Below are 20,254 nucleotides of genomic sequence, written 5' to 3' on the forward strand. Positions count from 1 at the left end.
TTTCGATGTCAGTTCCTGGCCGGCTGTAGACATTCGACACGCCGCCAATTTAGAACACCTGGGCATCAAATAAATTTTTCTTTTAGCGTGAATTTACGACTATATATCCCCAGAAACATCAACCTCGACCGCCGGGCGCCCGGTTAAAAACGAGATAGCCGGCAATCCCCAGCATGGCGATGCCAAGAAGGCTGTCCTGAAGGCGCAGGAACCATAAATTTCTGCTGAGCCAGACGCGAATTCGCGATGCGCCATAGGCAAAACATGTGCCGTTCAACAGGCCCAGGACTTTTGAACTGACAGCCAAGACCAGCATTTGCTGCCAGATCGGTCCGATGTCCGGATCCACAAACTGCGGCAGGAATGCAACCAGGAAAATAAAAACTTTCGGGTTCAGCAAGTTGGTGAAAAATCCCTGCCAAAATACGCCGCGATCACTATCGGTGCCGGCCGTTGCGATTGTCTCTTTTCCCTGAATGGAGCGCCGCAAGGCCCGCAACCCCAGGTAGACCAAGTAAAGTACCCCGACGATTTTTACCAATTCGAACAGCATGGGCGATTCTTGAAAGATTCCTGCCAGCCCGAACACGACCAGTGGAATCTGGAGAATCCCGGCAGCAAATGTGCCTATCACGCTCAACCATGCGGCCTTGAAACCTTGCGTCATGCCTCGCGTCAGCGTCAGCGCCATATCGGGACCGGGTGTCAGATTGAGTGCCAGGCTGGCGGTAATGTATAGCGCAAACAGATGAAGTGATGGCATGGCAACGTAGCTTTTGAGTTGATCAGATTGGATGAATCCGCTTCGTAATTGTCCAGCTTTTCTTTCCAGCGAGTTTATGGCGTCTTGAGAAATACGCTATCGTAAATTTTACGAATTTCAGCCACGGACTCAGGATCGTGCCATCTTTCGACAATGCGACGGTAATACGGTTGGCCCCGGTTGACGATCAGTACCTTGTTGACTTGCTCTACTACCTGGCGTCCCCATTCATTCTTTGAGCACATGACCCGGTTGAAGACGACTTCGTCTGCTTCTTGCATGGGAATGGCGATCAATTCTCCCGGATGGCCCATCACGCGCGCCTGATCTAAGGCCAACAAGGGCAACTCGATCATGAAGTCGATGCGTCCTGCCAACAGCATGCCGATGGCCTCTATCTGCTCGGAATAGTTTTCTTTCGGTGGGTACGCGGCCAGCAATTTGTCCACGGTCGGACTGTAAGATCGGTCTCGCATGACCGACGTAATGTACCGGTGATTCTGCAGCAGAGATTGCAGCGATTGCCGCCCCTTGAAGTCATTCAGGCGGTCTCGGCGCACGATGATCCGGAGTGGGAGAAAAATCGAACTCGGCAGGGAAAAATAACCATAGGATTCACGTTCCGGCGTTTTCAACGTCCCGTTATAGCACCAGTGACTGCCCTTTTTGATCTCGCTGTTGATGCGAGGAAACGGCGCCTCCAACTCCACATGCTGGTACTGCGGCATCTTTTCCTTGAGGACATCGAGGGTCTGGTCAAAGATACCTTGATGTGCCCACTCCCCTGTTCGAATCATGTAGGGAGGCACATTATATTTTCCCCACACAATCTGGTCGGCAGCCATTGCAGCGGAAAATGAAGCGCTCATCAGCAAGGTAGCCAAAACGTAACGCAGAACTCTATACAGCATTGCCTACTTTCTTCAATGATGGCGGAGAACCCTTACGCAACCAGAACCTGGTTGCGTCCCGCAAGTTTTGCACGATACAAGGCTGCATCGGCAGCCTGCAGCAGCGTATTGATATCATCGTTATGCTGGGACGGCATGCAACTGGCCACGCCGACGCTCACGGTGATACGCCCGAAATCCGACAGTACGTGGGGCATGTCCAGAGAAAAAATGGCATCGCGCATTTTGTGCACAAGAGCCAGTCCCGATTCGCCATCCGTGTCCGAGGCGATCAGGGCAAACTCTTCCCCACCATAGCGCGCCACGGTGTCGCCTGCCCTGCCGACGGTCTGTTGCAAGGTGCTGGCAACCCGGCGCAATACTTCGTCACCGGCAATGTGCCCATATTGGTCGTTGTAGTTTTTGAACCAGTCCACATCGAATAAAGCGACTGTCAACGGTTTGCCGTTGCGTGCGCAGCGCCGCCACTCCTGATCAAGGCTCTGATCAAAACAGCGACGATTGGGAATGCCCGTCAGTGCGTCAGTCAGGCTGAGCAACTTGAGTTGCTCGTTGGCTTGTGCCAGATCGCGGGTACGCTCGGCGATACGCAACTCCAGCGACTTGTTCAAAGCACGCAGCGACTCTTTCTCCTGCTGTAACTCGTCATAGAGCGCCCGGTTTTGCCCCATGTGTTTTCTCAGACTTGCCAACATGGCGTTGATGGCGTCAGCGAGAAAATGCAATTCATGCTGCTTCTTTCCAGGCAACGCAATGCTTTGCTGCGCATCGAGCCGGTTCAGATCCTGCTCCCGCACGAAGGAGCTGAGTGTGGTGATGGGTGTACCCAGCCAGCGCTGAAACACATAGAGGAAGATAAACCACAACACCAAGGTCTTGATGATGGAGTTGATCAGAATAAGCGTAAATCCATAGGCCACTTTCCTGACCACGACGTGACGGCTTGAATACACCGTCCAGGAGCCGATATCGTGGATCAGGTTATGTTCATCACGATAGAGGATAGGAAAGCGATGGCCGGTTGCCGCATTCAGAAAACCTGTCGCCACCGGACTGCGCACACCGTTATCGTCGACGTGAATCTGCTTGCCGTCACTGTCATCAATATTGCCCAGTGCGAGCACTAAACGTCCCTGAGGATCTTCTATCTTCACGCCGGTCACGACCGGCAGATTGCTGATTCCGGCGAGAGTGGCTTTCTGCACGTCCCCTTGAAAGCGCCATGTCGAGCTGGCCAGACTGGCGCCAAACGTCAGATCCATGGCCATCAATTCATTGTCGATGCCGGTTTTCGTATGCTGGTAGTCAGCAGTCAGCTGGACGCAGGTGACAATGAGCGTCACGACAAAGTAACTGCCAAAAATGATCCGTAGCAAATGTACTGCCAAAGAATGCTTTGATACAAAATTCATATTCTCAAGAGGACAGTATGCTTTGTGCGAAAGAAAACAAGTTAGCGGGATGGTATCTTTTTTTCATACGCATCAATCGTGCCCGATTGTCTCCATAGTAAGCTTTTGCCCCAATGCGTGTGCCGTGGCATGAAATTCGAATCACGCATTATCCCTCGGTGAAGTTTATTCTTTCTGCACGCGTGGAATAGATCCGCTCTGCGAAATAATTTTATTCACCCCCAGCTATTGAGGTTTTTTGCGTCACCCAAACAACAAGCTCAGCCCTTTCTTGGAGCCTGTTTATTGTTACGGCTATTTGTTAATATTGCCAAAATTCAACAAGACACTGATCGCATTCTTCTTTGCGTTCATCGGCATCAATACAAACCCAGCACCTACCTGCGTTCATTTGTCCAGGCAGCCTGCGTAGCAAACCACGCCGTCAAAAAATCAATGAACGCACTGACCTTCGCAGAAAGATGTGCTCGCTCCGGATAAACCGCAAAGATGTCGGATCCCGGTAACGTCCAGTCTCCCAATACCTGTACCAGTTTGCCGCTCTTGATGTAGGAATGAACATCCCATTCGGAACGCATCAGAATGCCATGGCCTTCCAGCGCCCAAACCACGCCGGCTTCGCCGTCATTGGTGCTGAGGCTGCCTCTGACTTTGATGGTCTCCTGCTTGCTGCCGCGCGCGAGATGCCAGGTGCCGTAGGCGGCGTCGCTTTCGCGCAAGACAATGCACTGGTGTGTTTGGAGGTCCCTGGGAACCACCGGCGTGCCTGCTCTTTTAAGGTAGGCCGGTGAGGCGCAGAGCAACCTTTTGTTCGAGACGATTTTTCTTGCGACCATTCTGGAATCCGGTACGGTGCCGAACCAGATACCGATGTCGAATGCCTTGTCGGCCAGATTGATGGATCGGTCGGTGAGTTCAAGCTGCACTTCCACTTCTGGAAAGCGTCGTACGAATGCCGCGATTGCCGGCGTGATGTGCCGTCGGCCGAAGCCGAAGGTGGCGTTGACACGCAGCACGCCTTTGGGAACGGCGCGGCTGCTGGAAACCGTCTGTTCCAGTTCCTGCAGTTCTGCAAGCAGCTTGGCGCCGGTTGCCAGATACACCTCGCCCTCATGCGTCACGCTGATGCGTCGCGTGGTGCGATTGAGCAGTCTGACGCCGAGGCGTTTTTCGATCTGCGCCAGCCGCGACGTCACCGCCGGCGGCGTGACACCCATCTCTCTGGCGAGCGAAGCCAGGGATCCCTGCTTCACCAGCTGTATGAAAAACTCCAGGTCAGATATGCGGTCCATTATTAAACTCAGCTAAACAATAGATGAAGTGAATATGAATTATAAATAGCCACAGAATTATTACACTTCCTCCTCATGCAGTGGCAAAAGTTTTGGCGCTGCTCAAAACATGCAAGCGCAAAAGCATCCGAGGAGGAAGAAACATGGCGAAGACGCTATATCAAAAACTGGTGGAGTCACATACGGTGGCGCGGCTCGACGAGCAAAACGTGCTGCTCTATGCAGACCTGCACATCATGAACGAATACACCAGCCCGCAAGCATTCGCAGGGCTGCATGAAGCCGCTCGTCCGGTGGCCGTGCCAGGGCAGCACTTGTCCGTGGTGGACCACATCATCCCGACACATCCGGTGAGTTTTCGGATCATTCAGGATCCGTCGTCCGCGCTGCAAGCCAGCAATCTCGCCAAGAATTGCACCGAACACGGCATCGTGCTGTTTGATACCAACGATGCCTTACAAGGGATTGAACACGTCATCACACCGGAACTGGGCATGATCCGCCCGGGCATGGTGGTGCTGTGCGGAGACAGTCACACCACGACCTATGGCGCGTTTGGCGCGCTTGGTTTTGGCATCGGCACGTCGGAAGTCGAACACGTATTGGCGACGCAGACACTGGTATACCGGTTGGCCAAGGACATGCGCATTCGCATAGACGGCGTGCTGCCCATGGGCTCCAGCGCCAAGGATCTGATCATGTATGTCATCAGTTGCATTGGTGCGCAAGGCGCCCGTGGTTACGTCGTGGAATTTCAGGGAAGCGCCATTGACGCCTTGTCCATGGAAGCGCGCATGACGCTGTGCAACATGACCGTGGAAGCCGGTGCGCGCGGTGCCTTGATTGCTCCCGATGACGCCGCCACCGACTACGTTCTGGAACGCGCACCGGACATTGCCGCGCAATACAAAGAAGCCGCACTGGCGGAGTGGGCCACGCTGCATAGTGACCCCGAGGCCACATTCGACATCGAACATGTATTCGACGCACGTGACGTTGCCCCCTACGTCACGTGGGGAACCAGCCCCGACCAGGCTGTGCCGGTGACAGGACAAGTTCCCTCGCCCGCATCGGCACCGGATGCCACGGTACGTGCCGCGTCCGAGCAGGCACTGCGCTATACCGGTCTGCAAAGCGGTACGAACATGGAAGGCATTGCCGTGCAGCGGGTGTTCATCGGTTCATGTACCAACGCCCGCATCGAAGACCTGCGTGTCGTAGCGGGAATCGTCAAGGGACGCAAAGTCGCCTCCTCGGTGCGCGCCATGGTGGTGCCGGGTTCCGGCGCCGTACGCCGACAGGCGGAACGTGAAGGCATCGCCCAGATACTCATCGACAGCGGCTTTGAATGGAGACAGCCGGGATGTTCCATGTGCCTGGCCATGAATGACGACTTCCTGTTGCCGGGTGAGCGCTGCGCTTCCACCACGAACAGAAACTTTGAAGGGCGACAAGGACGCGGCGGCATCACGCATCTGATGAGTCCGGCCATGGCGGCCGCAGCGGCCATTACCGGCTGCATCACCGACGTCCGCAAATTTGGAGAAGCCCATGTCTGATATGACCACTATCGCTGGTATCTCGAATACCACCCGCGTCGAAGGTATCGCCGCATCCCTGCCCACGCCAAATCTGGATACCGACCAGATCATGCCCAAACAATTCTTGCGCGGCATCGACAAAAAAGGCTTGGACAACGGCTTGCTGTATGACCTGCGCTATGACGCCGACAATCAGCTGCGCCCCGGTTTCGTTCTCAACCAGCCGGCATACAAAGGTGCTTCGATCATCGTCGCCGGCAGCAATTTCGGCTGTGGTTCGAGTCGCGAACATGCGGTATGGGGATTGCAGCAATTCGGCATCCGCGCGGTCATTGCCCCAAGTTTCGGAGAGATCTTTTATAGCAACGCGATGAATAACCGGTTGCTGCTGGTGATGCTTCCGGAGGCCGAGGTGCAACGCATCATGGAAGACGTGTCCAATCCGCTGACCAGCAATGTATTGATCGACGTCAGCAGCATGACCGTCAAGAGCCACAGCGTAGAGGCCTCATTCACTTTGTCGGCCCGCCATCACCACATGTTTCTCGAAGGCCTCGACATCATCGGCGCGACCTTGTCGCTGCAAGACAAGATCAACGCATTTCAGGAGAAGCACTGGCAACAGCGCCCTTGGTTGCACAACATCGCTCACGTCACCAGGGCGCGGATCAATGCGACTTCGCCCGCCAAACCTCTGGGTAACAGCTAGCACTATTTCTTGAACCAGGCGGCAGCCGGCCCTACAAAATAAAAGAGGCTGCCGTTCCCTATAAGGAGACAAACATGGAAGCAACTTCAATCGATTCGCCCCACACCCGGCAAGGTCTATGGCAATCAATCAGCAGCTATAAAATCGGCCCGCTGCCATTACCGATTTATGTCGCCATCGCGGCAATCACCGTCATTGCCGCGCTGAACAAAAAACTGCCCAATGACATCATCGGTGGCTTTGCCGTTCTCATGCTGGCCGGATTTCTGTTGGGCGAAATCGGCAGCCGGCTTCCCGTCTTCAAGCACATCGGCGGTGCAGCGATCCTGTGCCTCTTTGTGCCGTCTGCGCTCATCGGGTTCAAGCTGATGGACCCGGAGATGCTCAAGGCCATCACCACCACCATGAAGACGGCAAACCTGCAGTATCTCTACATCGCCTGCCTGGTCGCCGGCAGCATCCTGGGCATGAGCCACAAGGTGTTGGTGCAGGGCTTCATGCGCATGTTCCTTCCGCTGCTGATTGGCTCCATCGCTGCCATTGCGGTGGGGATCTCCGTCGGCTGGTTGTTTGGTTATACGCCCAAACATACCTTCTTCTTCATCATCATTCCGATCTTTGGAGGCGGTATCGGCGAAGGAATCCTGCCGCTCTCCATCGGCTATTCGGAAATCCTTGGCAGACCACAGGCTGAGTTGATCGCGATGCTGGTTCCTGCCGCGCTGCTGGGCAATGTTGTGGCGATTCTGTCGAGTGGCGTCCTCCGCTGGATCGGCGACAAGAAGCCGCATCTGAACGGCAATGGCTACCTCGTCAAGTCAGGTGAAGATGTCGACCTGCTCAAAACCGATCACACCAGCGTCCCCATTGACTTGGGCCTGATGGGTGCCGGCCTGCTGGTCAGCTGCGCATTTTTCATTCTCGGCGCGGTGCTGTCGGAATACACCGGCATCCCCGGCCCGATTCTGATGATCATCAGCGCAGCATTGCTGAAAGTGTTCAAGCTGATTCCAGAGAAGATCGAACTGGGCGCCTACCAGATGTACAAATTCGTTTCGAGCAATCTGACGTTTGCCATCCTCGTCGGTCTGGGAGCGTTGTTCGTGTCGTGGAAGGATTTGGTTCATGCCTTTACACCGGGCTACTTTGCGGTCTGTGCGGCTACCGTCATCTCGCTGGTGGCATCCGGCTTCTTCGCCGGGAAATGGCTCAACATGTATCCGGTGGAAGCCGGCATTGTGACGGCTTGCCACAGCGGCCTCGGCGGAACCGGTGACGTCGCGATTCTGTCCGCCTCAAACCGGATGGGCCTGATGCCCTTCGCGCAGATATCCACGCGTATCGGCGGCGCCGTCATGATTGTGTGCGCCACGCTGCTGCTGAAGTTGTTCAACTAGCGCTTATATCAATCGCATGGCTGTTCCAGGATGATCCTTGGAACAGCCATGCGTCTTGCCCGTCTTCAGAGTAATTTTCGATAGACGACAAATCCCGACTTCTCAGCGACTTTGTCGTACAGCTTCATGGCAGTGGCATTGGTCTCGTGCGTCTGCCAATAGACTCTGCCGCTGCCTGCCGTCTTTGCCCGGACATAGACTTCTTCGATCAACTTGCGCGCCACGCCCTGCCCTCTGGACGACTCTGCTGTAAAGAGATCCTGCATGTAGCAGTTGGGACCAATCTGCGTCGTGCTGCGATGGAACAGAAAATGCGCCAGCCCGATCAATTGCCCCGCGTGTTCGGCCACGATCGCATGTACCGGTTCATAGGCATCAAAAAACCGTGACCACGTCATTGCCGTGATCTCATCGGCCAGCGCGGTCTCGCCATGGCGTCCGTAGAAGGCGTTGTAACCCTGCCATAACACCTGCCATGCCGCAAAGTCGTCCTTGCGTAGTGAACGGATATGGATTGGATCGCCTTGCACGAGCGGGGTACCTGTCATTTTTCGCTTTCTGAATGAGATGGGTTGCATTGGCCTGCCTTGACCTGGCAGTCCGGGCTGAACCGTATCGTACAAAGTATTTCCCAACGGCATGCGGCACGGAACGATAAAACGCGTTGACCATCTTGCGCCGTCACTGCAGCACGGCGTCCGGACTCTCGCGCGTCGGGAATGATAGCAAACCTCGCTTGCTTCCGATCTATCGGGAATGGGAACGCCCCTGGGCGGAAATCACGAATATGCCTCGAGAAACAAGCTCATACCGGTCATGAATTTGCTCGCTTTCCCTGCTGAGCCTCCTTCAGAAAACAGCCCTGAATATCATCGACATTGGAGATTTTCAAACCTCTGAACCAAAAACATATTTTGGTTTGAACCTGATAGTAGCCGCTGTATTGAACCCCGTGGATCAGTGAAACTACGGGCGCTCAGTCACTACTAATAACTATCGGAGATAAATTTGAATCCCACCACCAACGATGCCGCCGGCTACCATGCCGGCGCAGCCGACTCCGTCTACGCCAGAATAGCGTTGCGCTTCCTCCCGCTCCTGTTCGTTTGCTACGTCATGGCGTATCTCGACCGCGTGAATGTCGGCTTTGCAAAGCTGCAAATGCTCAACGACCTGCAATTGAGCGAAACCGTCTACGGGCTCGGTGCCGGCGTCTTCTTTCTTGGCTATTTCATTTTCGAGGTTCCCAGCAACCTGCTGCTGCACAAGATCGGCGCGCGGCGCTGGATCGCACGCATCATGATCACGTGGTCAATATTGTCGATGTGCACGGCGTGGGTGTCGACGCCGCTGCAGCTCTACGTGGTGCGCTTCCTTCTGGGCATCGCAGAGGCCGGGTTCTATCCCGGCATGCTGCTCTATCTCACCTACTGGTTTCCAGCGCATCGCCGCGGCCGCATGGTGGCATTGCTGACTGCGGGCAATCCCGTTTCCGGCATGCTGGGCGGCCCGTTGTCCGGATTTCTGATGACTTCCATGGCGGGAGTGGGAGGCATGTATGGCTGGCAGTGGCTGTTCATTCTCGAAGCACTGCCGGGCATCTTGTTGGGCATCGTTGTCTTTCGTCATTTGAATGACCGTGTTGCAGATGCCGGTTGGCTGAGCGCAGAAGAACGCGCAATGGTCCAGCGTGACATCGACATGGACAACACTTCCAGAACGCATGCCTCGATAGGCGCGACATTCAAATCCGGACGCGTGTGGCTGCTGGCGCTGATCTTGTTCTGCATCATCATGGGTTCCTACGCGCTGAGCTTCTGGCAACCGACCATCATCAAAGGGACCGGCATCACCAATCCAACCCTGATCGGCATCCTGACCATCATCCCTTACACCGCGGCGCTATTGAGCATGATCCTGATGGGACGCAGCGCAGACAAGCATCGCGAGCGGCGCTGGCACGTCATTGTTCCGGCACTCTTTGCGGCATGTGGCTTCGTGGTTTGTGCCAACACCGCACATAGCGCAGTGTTGTCGGTCGTCGGTCTGACCATGGTGGCCATGGGCGTGGTCAGCGCGCTGCCCATGTTCTGGGCGCTGCCGACGTCGTTTCTGGGAGGTGCAGGAGCGGCAGCAGGGATTGCCTTGATCAATTCAACGGCCAATCTGGCCGGCTTCATCAGCCCGACAGTCATCGGCGCACTCAAGAGCATGACCGGAACGCTGTCCTCGGGCTTGTATCTGGTGGCAGGCACGCTGACGCTGGCGGCGCTGCTGATCTGGGCCTTCATCCCTGCCCGCCTGGTGAATCGCTGACGCAGACCAAACCAAGCGCCTGCGCAGGTCGACAGATGATCAGGCCGCCTGCAGGCGCTTATCTGCGGGCTATGCGCGGCTTGTTGCCGTGGCCTCGGAATACCGTTTCGGCGTGTTCAAGAAACAGCCTGGCAAGATGCGAATGCGGACTCTGCTCGCCCCAGATAAATCCTATGCGCCGCACTGGTGCCTTGTTCGGCAGCGGTATGCGCGCAATCGAGAGACCGCCGGACCATAGCGCCGACCAGTCCGGCAGCAGCGAAACACCCAGCCCATGGTCAATCATCACCGCGATGGACATCAGGCCATTGATTTCGAGACGTTGATGCGGACGTATGCCGTGATCGCGCAAGTATCGGTCAGCCAGCTGGCCGCCCCAGACGGTGCGGTCATAGCGGATAAAGGGTTGATTGCGAAGCAGTTCGTGAGGATCACCGTCGGCCAGATCGACCGGCGCGACCACCACCAATGGCTCATCCATCAGCGGTCGCCATTCGCACGTTTTTGGGATGGCGAATTGCGGTTCGACAACCACGGCGGCATCGAGCTCTCCCGAGGCCACCATGCGACACAGTTCGACCGATGCATTGGATACCACCGACACCGACAAGTCGGGATGCTCGGCATAGAGCTTTCGCAACACCGGAGGAAGAACGGTGGTCAATGCCGACACGAAGGTGCCCAGTCTCAACTCGCCAACCGGCAACTCCTTCGTCGCCATGGCGCGCAGGTCACGCTCTTCGCGCAACATGCTGCGGGCGCTGTCGAGAATGTTCAGACCGGCCGCCGTCGGCTTGACGGAGCGCCCGGAACGTTTGACGAGCGGCGTACCCAGTTCCTCCTCCAAGGCGCGCACGCGCGCAGCGAGCGCCGCCGATGTCAGATCCAGACGCCTGGCGGCCTCGGCGATCGAGCCGCACTCGACGGTGGTGACGAAGCTTTGAATGTAGCGGATATCCATTCGCAGATAGTAAAAAATATTTTCTTTTTAAGCAAGCAATACCAAATTGTTTTTTCTAATAGAAGGATTCAGAATCAGCATTTTCGGCTTGATGTTACGGAGCCTTCCACAACAACAGCCTGCCCGCCAACGGCGCCGGCGACACAATGAGGAAAGAGATAAATGAAACCCAAGCAAACCGGTTTGAAGAAGGGTCTGACCAACTACGGCGATCAAGGATTCTCGCTGTTTCTGCGCAAGGCCTTCATCAAAGGCGCGGGTTATACGGACAAGGCGCTTGAGCGCCCGGTGGTGGGTATTGTCAACACCGGCAGCAGCTACAACCCCTGCCATGGCAATGCGCCTCAGCTCATCGAAGCCGTCAAGCGAGGCGTCATGCTGGCGGGAGGACTGCCGATGGACTTTCCTACCATCTCGATTCACGAGAGTTTCTCGGCGCCCACGAGCATGTACCTGCGCAACCTGATGTCGATGGACACCGAAGAAATGGTACGCGCCCAACCGATGGATGCCGTGGTGCTCATCGGCGGCTGCGACAAGACGGTTCCCGCACAGCTAATGGGTGCCGCATCGGCGGGCATTCCTTCCATCCAGCTCATTACCGGCTCCATGCTGACCGGCAGCCATCGCGGAGAACGCGTGGGTGCTTGCACAGACTGCCGTCGCTACTGGGGGAAATATCGTGCGGAAGAAATCACCACCGAAGAGGTTTCGCAAGTCAATAATCAGCTCGTCGCCAGCGTGGGAACCTGTTCCGTCATGGGCACCGCCAGCACCATGGCGTGTATCGCTGAAGCTCTGGGAATGACGGTGCCGGGTGGCGCATCGCCTCCGGCGGTAACGGCAGACCGCATCCGCGTGGCGGAAGAAACCGGATCACGCGCGGTCCAGATGGCGCACGACGGCTTGACGATCGACAAAATACTCACGCCCGCCGCATTCGAAAATGCCATGCGCGTGCTACTGGCCATCGGCGGCTCCACCAACGGCATCGTGCACCTGACGGCGATTGCAGGACGCATGGGACTGGAAATCGACCTGGATGCACTTGACCGCATGGGCCGCAGCACGCCAGTGCTGCTCGACCTGAAGCCATCAGGACAGCATTACATGGAAGACTTCCACCACGCAGGCGGTATGGCGACGCTGCTGCGCGAACTGAAACCGCTGCTGCGTCTGGAAGCCATGACGGTGACAGGAAGAACGCTGGGTGAGGAAATCGAACTTGCCGGTGAGGGATTTCCGCAAGACGTGGTTCGCTCTGCCGACAACCCCATTTTTCCGCAAGGTGGCATTGCCGTCTTGCGCGGCAATCTTGCCCCCGGCGGAGCGATCATCAAGCAGTCGGCTGCCGATGCCAAACTGATGGAACATGAAGGTCGCGCCGTCGTATTTGAAAACATGCAAGACATGGCAGAGCGTATCGACAGCGATGATCTGGATGTGACAGCAGACGACATCCTGGTCCTCAAGAACATCGGCCCCAAAGGCGCCCCCGGCATGCCCGAGGCAGGCTACATTCCGATTCCCCGGAAACTGGCGCGCGCCGGCGTCAAAGACATCGTGCGTATTTCCGACGGGCGCATGAGCGGCACCGCATTTGGCACAATCGTGTTGCACGTCACCCCGGAAGCAGCCATTGGTGGGCCGCTAGCCTATGTCCGGAATGGCGACAGAATTCGCCTGAGCGTGATGCAACGTCAGATCGCCCTGCTGGTGTCGGATGAAGAACTCGCAAGGCGTTCGCAGGAAAACCCGGTGGTCATACCGACGGCTGAGCGTGGCTACGCAAAGCTGTTTCTGGATACCGTGACGCAGGCCGATCAAGGTGTGGACTTTGATTTCCTTCGTGCCAAAAGAATGATCGGAAAAACGCCTGAGTAAAAAGCGCGTATGAGGGGGGCGAAGCGCAAAAATCATCCCCGCTTTGCCCCTCGTATCAAGGACTACGCTGCGGCTCATACGTCCGGGAGTGCCTGTATTTCGAGTTCGCCCGTCTCCTCATTGCCGCAGCACCATCATCCGGTCACCCGCGCAGCCTCCATGCCCGAAGCCCTTTTCAGCAAACAGGAATGATGATCCAAGGGCGTTTGTGATTTTTGATCAGCCAACGAAGAAACTCAAAGAAATTCGAATTAATTTGCGGCAATGCGGCATTAACGGATATTATAAATAGAAATTATTCTCATTTAATAATATTCACTCGCCTCTCCATGCTCTCCTCCCGTATTTACCCCCTTTTTGTCGGCTTGGCCGCCCTTACCCCCTCCGCGCTGATCGCGCAAACCACCTCTCCGGCATCGTCCGGTATTAGCGAACCGACTGCGGAGGCAAATCAACTTCCTGCGGTGACGGTGGTATCGGACGGCGACGCAGGGACAGGGTTCAACGCTGCCAAACCGCTGGTCAATAAATCCAGTATTCCGCTTTCGCAAACGCCGCAGTCCATCACGGTGATACCTCGCTCGGTACTCGACAGCCAACAGGCAGTGACCCTGTCGGACGCGTTGAAGAACGTACCGGGTGTCGTTTCCAATCAATATGGCCGCCGCGGTTGGGACGATTTGATCATCCGCGGTCAGGTGGCGTCGGATTCGCTGTATCTGGATGGATTGCGCACCGCCGCCTCCAATCGCGTGGCGGAACAGTTGTTTGGATTGGAGCAGGTAGAAGTGCTGAAAGGGCCGGCCTCGTTACTCTACGGCCTGGTACTGCCGGGCGGCTTGGTCAACATGGTCAGCAAGCGTCCGCAAGGATATGACTTCGCCAATGTCGACGTCACGGTCGGTAGCCATGATTTCTATGAAACAACGGTCGACCTCAACAAATCACTTTCGGAAAACGGCAAGCAAGCCTTCCGTATCAACGGCCTGATTTCCAATTCCAACGATGCCACCGATTACGTCTGGTTCAAAAACCGCTATATCGCGCCTTCGCTGTCGCTTGACCTGGGTGCGCGCACGGACTTCACCATTCTGACGAGTTTTCAGGAGCGCGGCTATGTCCGTCAGCAAGGCTTGCCTCTGTCCGGTTCCATTACCGGCAATATCAACGGCAGCATCCCGCGCAGCAGATTTATCGGTGATCCTGCGACGCGCCCTTACAACGCAACGGAAACTCGCCTTGGTTATTCGCTGACACATCGCTTCGACGATGGCTGGACGCTGCACAACAACCTGCGCTATCAACAGTTCAACATGAGTGGACAACTGATCGCCAACAACGTCCTCAATGCGACCAGCCAAAGCCTCACGCGTACCGGTACGGACCAGACCTACAACGGCCAGACGTTCACGATGGACACCAACTTGCAGCGCAGCTTTAACACGGCGTTCGGCAAGCACGAAATCACCTTCGGCAGCGACTATCTGAACACGCGCGAAGATGTACTTTCCTATACCTGTACCGTGCCTGCGCTGAACGTCTATAACCCGGTCTATACAGGACGCTTCGTCTGTCCTGCTGCGCCCGGAACCAATACGTCCACTACCGTGCGTGACCTGGGCATTTACCTGCGCGACCAGATTCAGTTCGGTGATCGCTGGCAACTGGTCGCCGGCTTGCGCCGCGACACGGCATCCACATACGCCGACAACATCCGTACCCGCACCCATACTGACAATCCGGCCAGCGCCAATACCGGTTCCGCAGCATTGATGTATGAAGTACTGCGTGGCGTGCGCCCCTATGTGAGTTACGCCACTTCGTTCTACCCCAACAGCGGCACCGACGCCAGTGGCAACACCTTCAAACCGGAAACCGGCAAGCAGGTGGAAGCTGGCGTCAAAGTGGAAATGGATGAGGGCCGCACGAATCTGAACGTCGCGGTATTCGATCTGTATCGCCGCAATGTGTTGCAAGCAGACCCGAATCCAGCCAACAACGGCTTCAGCATCGCAGTCGGCGAACAGCGTTCGCGCGGCGTCGAAATTGGACTCACGTCGGACTTCAAGAACGGGCTGAGCATCATCGCAGGCTATGCCTATACCGCCGCGACGATCACCGACGATGGCGGTCAAAAAACCACTACCGTCGGTCAATGGCTGGACAACGTGCCACGCCACACTTTCAACACCAGCGCACGCTATCGCTTCAGCGGCGAACTGAACGGATGGGAACTGAACGGCGGCGTTCGCGGACAGAGCATGCAACGCACGAACGGCTACACCCTGCCCGGCTATGTTCTGGCCGACACAGGTATCGCCTACAACGCAGCAAAGTGGCGCGCCGCGCTGAACGTGAAGAACATCTTCAATACCGAGTACTACGCAGGCGGTCTGGCTCGGGCGGTCGCGTTGGGTGACGACCGCACTGTGATGCTGACGCTGGGATATCGATACTAAAATCTTCTTCGTACATTCCGAGTCTGCTCACACAAACGCCCGAGGCCAGCCATCGGGCGTTTTTTCTTTGGTGGAAGTTCTGCGTCGCTTGGGCAAAGACAGTGATGAAGTTTGCATCTCTTACTTCAGCACCTTTGCCATCTCTGACGTCTGCGCCCATCCCATACCGGCATAAAGTTCGCGCCCCATTTGCGTCGCATGCAGAATGGCAAATTGCAGGCCGCGTGCGGCGAACGCTTCTTCGGCCAGACGCATCAGCATTTTGGCGATTCCCATTTTTCGATGGGATGGTTCAACGTAGACGTTGAGGACGTAGCCGCGCTTGTCTTGCTCAGGATGGGAAGGATGCGGCGGCCAGTCGATCGACATCAGGCCGATGCCGGCCACCACCTGATCGTTGTCGATCGCAAAAAAACCGTAGTAGCTGCCATCCAGCAAACGCGGCCTCAGCCACACGCGAAAGGCACTCGTCATTTCTGCCAGCGTCTTGTCATCGCGCCCTGCCTCGCGAAACATTTCTTCGCGGTGCCGGCAGATGATGTCGATATCATCAATATGGGGAGGCCGTATCTGCATCTTGTATTTCCACCATCATCCAATACGCATTACAACGGTTGAAAATCTCGGCGACAGAATTGAAGGAACGACTCAGACCGTCCCGGCGGTTTCCTGCGCGGCCTTGGCGAGCTTGGCGCGGAAGTCGAGATCGGCGTCGGACTCTTTGTCGTTTTTATCCTTTTCAACCGTCGCCTGATGCGTCAGCAGATAGCCCGTGTAGGCGGCCAGCAAGTCCTTGGTGAAATCAGCCTTGTCCTTGACCGGCTCCCAAGCTTTCTTGCCCATCTCGTCTACGGAAACGTTGGCGCCATTGAAGCTGATGCTGTAGGTCTCGTTCTTCTCGTCGTCCATGAAGTCTTCGAGGAAAGCGGTGGCGCCGGCGCCGGGGTTCTTGCCGGCAAAGTCATTGGCGACGGCATTAAGCGCCGCCTTGCGGCTCATGTCGGCCTGAGAAATCATCCCTGACAGCTGGCTTTGCAGCGCCGGATTAGCCTGCAGCATCGCCTGGAACTTGTCGTTGCGCTTGTCGCCGCTGAGTTCAAGCCCATTGAGGCCGGACGTGATGCGAAGAGCTGGCGGGACGGAGATGCCGGCTTGTGACAAGGCGGTGCTCAGCGCGGCGACGGCAGCAGCTTGCGAAGATAGTGCGGAGACATCGACCGCGTTGGCGGCTGCATCGGTTTTGACGCTGGCGAGGACTTCGCGAAATGGCGTGCCGACGACGTTGCTCGCAGGCGTCAGCGTCTGCGAATCAAGTCCTATTGTTCCGTTGGCGACCTTGAGCATGTTCTTCTCCTTATGTTTATCCGGCACATTTTATGAGTACCGCCGGACATTCAAAATCAAATGAAGCAGGGTTATTTCCGGTCAATGCATTTTTCAATTAACTTTTTATCAACTTTCAGAAAATCAAAGCGTCATGTCGCGCACCAGCGAATACGCAATGCTCCACATGACGACGGCGATCAGCCCGTCCAGAATACGCCACGCCACTGCGCGTGCGAACAAGGGCTGCAACAGTCTTGCACCGTAACCCAGTGCAAAGAAAAACAGCAGCGAACTCGCACCGGCGCCAAGCGCAAAAGCAATCTTTTGCCCTTCGTATTGCGTAGAGATCGAGCCGATCAGAAACACCGTATCGAGATAGACGTGAGGATTGAGCCAGGTCAGGGCCAGACAGATCAGCAGCGTCTTTTTCAGCGGCTGTGGCGTCGCATCGCCGGCGGCCAAGGCTGCGGAAGATCGCAACGCCGACCACAAGCTTCTGGCGCCATAGGCAAACAAGAAGGCAGCGCCGATGTAGCGCATGGCTTGTTCCAGCCACGGCAGTCTGGCAATGACGACGTCGAAACCAGCAATACCCGCAAAGATCAGCACCGTGTCGGAGAGAAAACAGGTCAGGCAAATCAGGAAGACATGTTCGCGCCGCAAGCCCTGACGCAGCACAAAGGCGTTCTGCGAACCGATGGCGAGGATCAGCGAAAGGCTGAGGCTGAATCCGGCGGTAGCGGCTTTGAATGCATCGATCATGGAGAGAACTGGCGCTGAGAAAACCCGCTACCTTACACCGGATCGCTGTTGTCGGCTTGACAGGCAACACGGCGACTCCTGCGCAGCATAGACCGAATTTGTGCAGCAGATCCGGAAGCCATGCGCTACCATTGCCGGTAATCGAATTCTGCAACCGGCCACGTCACCGCCGAAGCCACCGCATGACAATGAAACCATTGCTGCAACCCGCCGACGAAGCAAGCCGACGCCCTGCATTGCGGCTTGCCGAAACCGTCTATGAAAAACTGCGCGACGACATCTTCGCCTTCCGCCTGCTGCCCGGCGACCGCTTTGCCGAGAACGACGTCGCCGAGCGTCTCCAAGTCTCCCGCACGCCGGTGCGTGAAGCGCTGATGCGGTTACAGAGCGAAGGTCTGGTGCGCGGCTATTTCCGCAATGGTTGGGAAGTGGTGCCGATCGACTTCTCCCGCTTTGCCGCCCTCTACGACCTGCGCGAAATGATTGAGCTGCATGCGGTACGCCGCCTGTGCGATCCGGGCAGGCCTGCGTCCGCCCGCGACACACTGCTGGCCGAAGCCGGCGCCATTTGGCGCGTGACGGCCAGAAAGCGCTCAAAAGACGGCCTCGCCGTCGCTGCACTGGACGAGCAATTTCACCTGATGCTGGTCGCCGCAGCAGGCAACCCGGAGACCGATGCCGTCTACCGGCAAGTCACAGAGCACATCCGCATCATGCGACGTCTGGACTTTGCCTACGGTGACTGCATCGCCGACACCTACAACGAACACGTCGCCATCCTCGATGCCATCGCCGATGGTGACACCACCCAGGCCGGCGCGCTGGTCGAACGTCACATCAAGGACAGCCACGCCGTCGTCGAACAGATCACCATCGACCGGCTTGAACATGTCCGCACTGAGATGGCTCAGCATCCCTCGCCGGCACCCGCACGGCGCAAACGCTTCGGCTGAAGCACGCATTTAGTGCAGCTTACCGGGCGCTGACAGCCGCGCCCAGTGTGTACTTCCGACCGACCACCTCCCGCTTCTCTCCTGATATTGCCAGTTCTCTCCGGCGTGCGCAGCGCTCTTGTGTTGCTCTTGCGTTGCTCTTGCCTCGCACTGGTGCGATGCCCGTCCAATGGCACGAATCCTGCATTCGTTTGCCACGAATTTATGCATACATAAATTAACAACCCATCGGCAACGCGCTCCATCCCTCTTACTTCAGGAGAAAACGCATGACCACCTTGACTGAAACATCCGCCCCTGCCAGCGCGCAGGGCCTGCTCCAGAACCGCTGGTTCCAGCTGCTGATCAGCCTGATCTGCATGATGGCGATCTCCAGCCCGCAGTACGTGTGGACACTGTTCACCAAACCGCTCTCGGCCAAACTCGGCGTGCCGTTGTCCGAGCTGCAAATCACCTTCTCGATGCTGATCGTGCTGCAGACCTTCTTCTCGCCGTTTCAGGGTGGTCTGATTGAACGCTTCGGTGCGCGCCGCCTGATCTCCATCGGCACGCTCATGTCGGGCCTGAGCTGGGTGTTGGCGTCGCAAGCTTCCAGCATCGGCATGCTGTACCTGAGCTACGGCCTGGTTGGTGGGCTCGGCACCGGCATCGTGTATGTCGGCGTGGTCGGCCAGATGGTGCGCTGGTTCCCCGATCGCCGCGGCTTTGCCGTCGGCATGGTCGCCGCCGGTTATGGCATGGGCGCGATCCTGACCACCTTCCCGATCTCGTCCGCACTCGCCGGCCAAGGCCTGGAAAGCACGCTGTGGCAGTTCGGCATCATCTTCGCCGTGATCGGCGTGATCGCCTCGCAAGCACTGCGCTCGCCTGACCCGATGACAGCGCTGCCGGCAACACGCGTCGCGCAGTCCACCGGCAACGACCTCACACCGCGCCAGATGCTGCGCACGCCGCTGTTCTGGCTGATGTTCTGCATGATGACCATGATGTCCACCTCGGGCCTGATGGTGACCTCGCAAATGGCCAGCTTCGCGCGCGACTTCGGTGTCGCCAACGTGATGGTGTTCGGCCTCGCCGCCCTGCCGCTGGCGCTGACCATCGACCGCCTGACCAATGGGCTGACGCGTCCTTTCTTCGGCTGGGTATCGGATCACTTCGGCCGTGAAAACACCATGTTCTTCGCCTTCGCCCTCGAAGGCATCGCCATGGCGCTGTGGCTCATGACGCGTGAAAACGCGGTGTTGTTTGTGTTGTTGTCTGGCGTGGTGTTCTTCGGCTGGGGCGAGATCTTTTCACTCTTCCCATCGACACTGACCGACACCTTCGGCACGCGCAATGCAACAGCCAACTACGGCTGGCTGTATATCTCGCAAGGGATAGGATCGATCCTCGGCGGACCGTTGGCTGCGCTGATGCACGAAAAGACCGGTAGCTGGCATCCGGTGTTTGGCACGGCGATTACGCTGGATATTCTTGCTGCGGTGTTGGCGTTGTTGGTGTTGAAGCCTTGGCGGAAGCGGTATTTGGCGAAGACCTCAAGGCTTGTTTAATTAAAAGAAAAACTTCGA

General features: G+C 56.8%; 18 protein-coding genes. 8 read left to right on the forward strand and 10 right to left on the reverse strand.

Annotated features, from left to right (window positions below; all coding sequences use genetic code 11):
- Positions 1-118 precede the first annotated feature (118 nt).
- From hmeg3_RS13575 to hmeg3_RS13595, 5 genes are all read right to left on the reverse strand, one after another.
- Positions 119-763, reverse strand: a complete 645-nt coding sequence (locus tag hmeg3_RS13575) for a LysE family translocator (RefSeq protein ID WP_094564192.1) — start codon at positions 761-763, stop codon at positions 119-121.
- A 74-nt stretch (positions 764-837) separates the two neighbouring features.
- A complete protein-coding gene (locus hmeg3_RS13580) occupies positions 838-1,632 on the reverse strand; it encodes an ABC transporter substrate-binding protein (RefSeq protein WP_369828823.1) in 795 nt (264 codons plus the stop codon).
- Positions 1,633-1,706: 74 nt separating this feature from the next.
- A complete protein-coding gene (locus hmeg3_RS13585) occupies positions 1,707-3,017 on the reverse strand; it encodes a GGDEF domain-containing protein (protein ID WP_232511640.1) in 1,311 nt (436 codons plus the stop codon).
- Between the two features lie 73 nt (positions 3,018-3,090).
- Positions 3,091-3,159 carry a hypothetical protein gene (locus tag hmeg3_RS25090; RefSeq protein ID WP_369828888.1) on the reverse strand — a complete coding sequence of 23 codons (69 nt, stop codon included), beginning with the start codon at positions 3,157-3,159 and terminating at the stop codon, positions 3,091-3,093.
- Positions 3,160-3,463: 304 nt separating this feature from the next.
- Entirely contained in the window at positions 3,464-4,378 is a 915-nt protein-coding gene (locus hmeg3_RS13595; protein WP_094564196.1) for a LysR family transcriptional regulator, read from the reverse strand.
- Between the two features lie 143 nt (positions 4,379-4,521).
- Here hmeg3_RS13595 and leuC point away from each other — a divergent pair, with 143 nt between their 5' ends.
- From leuC to hmeg3_RS13610, 3 genes are all read left to right on the forward strand, one after another.
- The gene (gene leuC, locus hmeg3_RS13600; RefSeq protein ID WP_094564197.1) at positions 4,522-5,937 is read left to right on the forward strand and encodes a 3-isopropylmalate dehydratase large subunit; all 1,416 of its coding nucleotides are present in this window, start codon (positions 4,522-4,524) and stop codon (positions 5,935-5,937) included.
- 1 nt (position 5,938) lies between these two features.
- Positions 5,939-6,628 carry a 3-isopropylmalate dehydratase small subunit gene (gene leuD / locus hmeg3_RS13605; RefSeq protein WP_198361879.1) on the forward strand — a complete coding sequence of 230 codons (690 nt, stop codon included), beginning with the start codon at positions 5,939-5,941 and terminating at the stop codon, positions 6,626-6,628.
- Positions 6,629-6,702: 74 nt separating this feature from the next.
- Positions 6,703-8,025: a 2-hydroxycarboxylate transporter family protein gene (locus hmeg3_RS13610; protein WP_094564198.1), complete on the forward strand. Its 1,323-nt coding sequence runs from the start codon at positions 6,703-6,705 to the stop codon at positions 8,023-8,025.
- A gap of 65 nt (positions 8,026-8,090) precedes the next feature.
- Here the strand turns inward: hmeg3_RS13610 and hmeg3_RS13615 are convergent, their stop codons facing one another.
- On the reverse strand, positions 8,091-8,573 hold the full coding sequence (locus hmeg3_RS13615) for a GNAT family N-acetyltransferase (protein ID WP_094564199.1): 483 nt from the start codon (positions 8,571-8,573) through the stop codon (positions 8,091-8,093).
- A 460-nt stretch (positions 8,574-9,033) separates the two neighbouring features.
- Between hmeg3_RS13615 and hmeg3_RS13620 the strand changes: the two genes are divergently transcribed.
- The gene (locus hmeg3_RS13620) at positions 9,034-10,341 is read left to right on the forward strand and encodes an MFS transporter (protein WP_232511641.1); all 1,308 of its coding nucleotides are present in this window, start codon (positions 9,034-9,036) and stop codon (positions 10,339-10,341) included.
- Between the two features lie 58 nt (positions 10,342-10,399).
- Here the strand turns inward: hmeg3_RS13620 and hmeg3_RS13625 are convergent, their stop codons facing one another.
- Positions 10,400-11,302 (reverse strand): LysR family transcriptional regulator, encoded by a 903-nt coding sequence (locus hmeg3_RS13625; protein WP_094564200.1) that lies wholly within the window; start codon positions 11,300-11,302, stop codon positions 10,400-10,402.
- A 162-nt stretch (positions 11,303-11,464) separates the two neighbouring features.
- Between hmeg3_RS13625 and hmeg3_RS13630 the strand changes: the two genes are divergently transcribed.
- Entirely contained in the window at positions 11,465-13,186 is a 1,722-nt protein-coding gene (locus tag hmeg3_RS13630) for an IlvD/Edd family dehydratase (RefSeq protein WP_094564201.1), read from the forward strand.
- A 329-nt stretch (positions 13,187-13,515) separates the two neighbouring features.
- Positions 13,516-15,645: a TonB-dependent siderophore receptor gene (locus tag hmeg3_RS13635; protein ID WP_198361701.1), complete on the forward strand. Its 2,130-nt coding sequence runs from the start codon at positions 13,516-13,518 to the stop codon at positions 15,643-15,645.
- Between the two features lie 120 nt (positions 15,646-15,765).
- Here hmeg3_RS13635 and hmeg3_RS13640 read toward each other — a convergent pair whose 3' ends face one another.
- The 3 genes from hmeg3_RS13640 to hmeg3_RS13650 all read right to left on the reverse strand — a co-directional run bounded on the left by hmeg3_RS13640 (position 15,766) and on the right by hmeg3_RS13650 (position 17,733).
- Positions 15,766-16,221 carry a GNAT family N-acetyltransferase gene (locus tag hmeg3_RS13640; RefSeq protein ID WP_094564202.1) on the reverse strand — a complete coding sequence of 152 codons (456 nt, stop codon included), beginning with the start codon at positions 16,219-16,221 and terminating at the stop codon, positions 15,766-15,768.
- A 72-nt stretch (positions 16,222-16,293) separates the two neighbouring features.
- A complete protein-coding gene (locus hmeg3_RS13645) occupies positions 16,294-16,989 on the reverse strand; it encodes a hypothetical protein (RefSeq protein WP_094564203.1) in 696 nt (231 codons plus the stop codon).
- Positions 16,990-17,112: 123 nt separating this feature from the next.
- On the reverse strand, positions 17,113-17,733 hold the full coding sequence (locus hmeg3_RS13650; RefSeq protein WP_094564204.1) for a LysE/ArgO family amino acid transporter: 621 nt from the start codon (positions 17,731-17,733) through the stop codon (positions 17,113-17,115).
- A gap of 188 nt (positions 17,734-17,921) precedes the next feature.
- Here hmeg3_RS13650 and hmeg3_RS13655 point away from each other — a divergent pair, with 188 nt between their 5' ends.
- Both hmeg3_RS13655 and oxlT read left to right on the forward strand, forming a co-directional pair.
- Positions 17,922-18,686, forward strand: a complete 765-nt coding sequence (locus hmeg3_RS13655; RefSeq protein WP_369828889.1) for a GntR family transcriptional regulator — start codon at positions 17,922-17,924, stop codon at positions 18,684-18,686.
- Between the two features lie 269 nt (positions 18,687-18,955).
- Positions 18,956-20,236, forward strand: a complete 1,281-nt coding sequence (gene oxlT, locus hmeg3_RS13660) for an oxalate/formate MFS antiporter (RefSeq protein ID WP_094564206.1) — start codon at positions 18,956-18,958, stop codon at positions 20,234-20,236.
- Positions 20,237-20,254: the final 18 nt, after the last annotated feature.

This window comes from Herbaspirillum sp. meg3 (assembly GCF_002257565.1).
Taxonomy (GTDB): Bacteria; Pseudomonadota; Gammaproteobacteria; order Burkholderiales; family Burkholderiaceae_D; genus Herbaspirillum.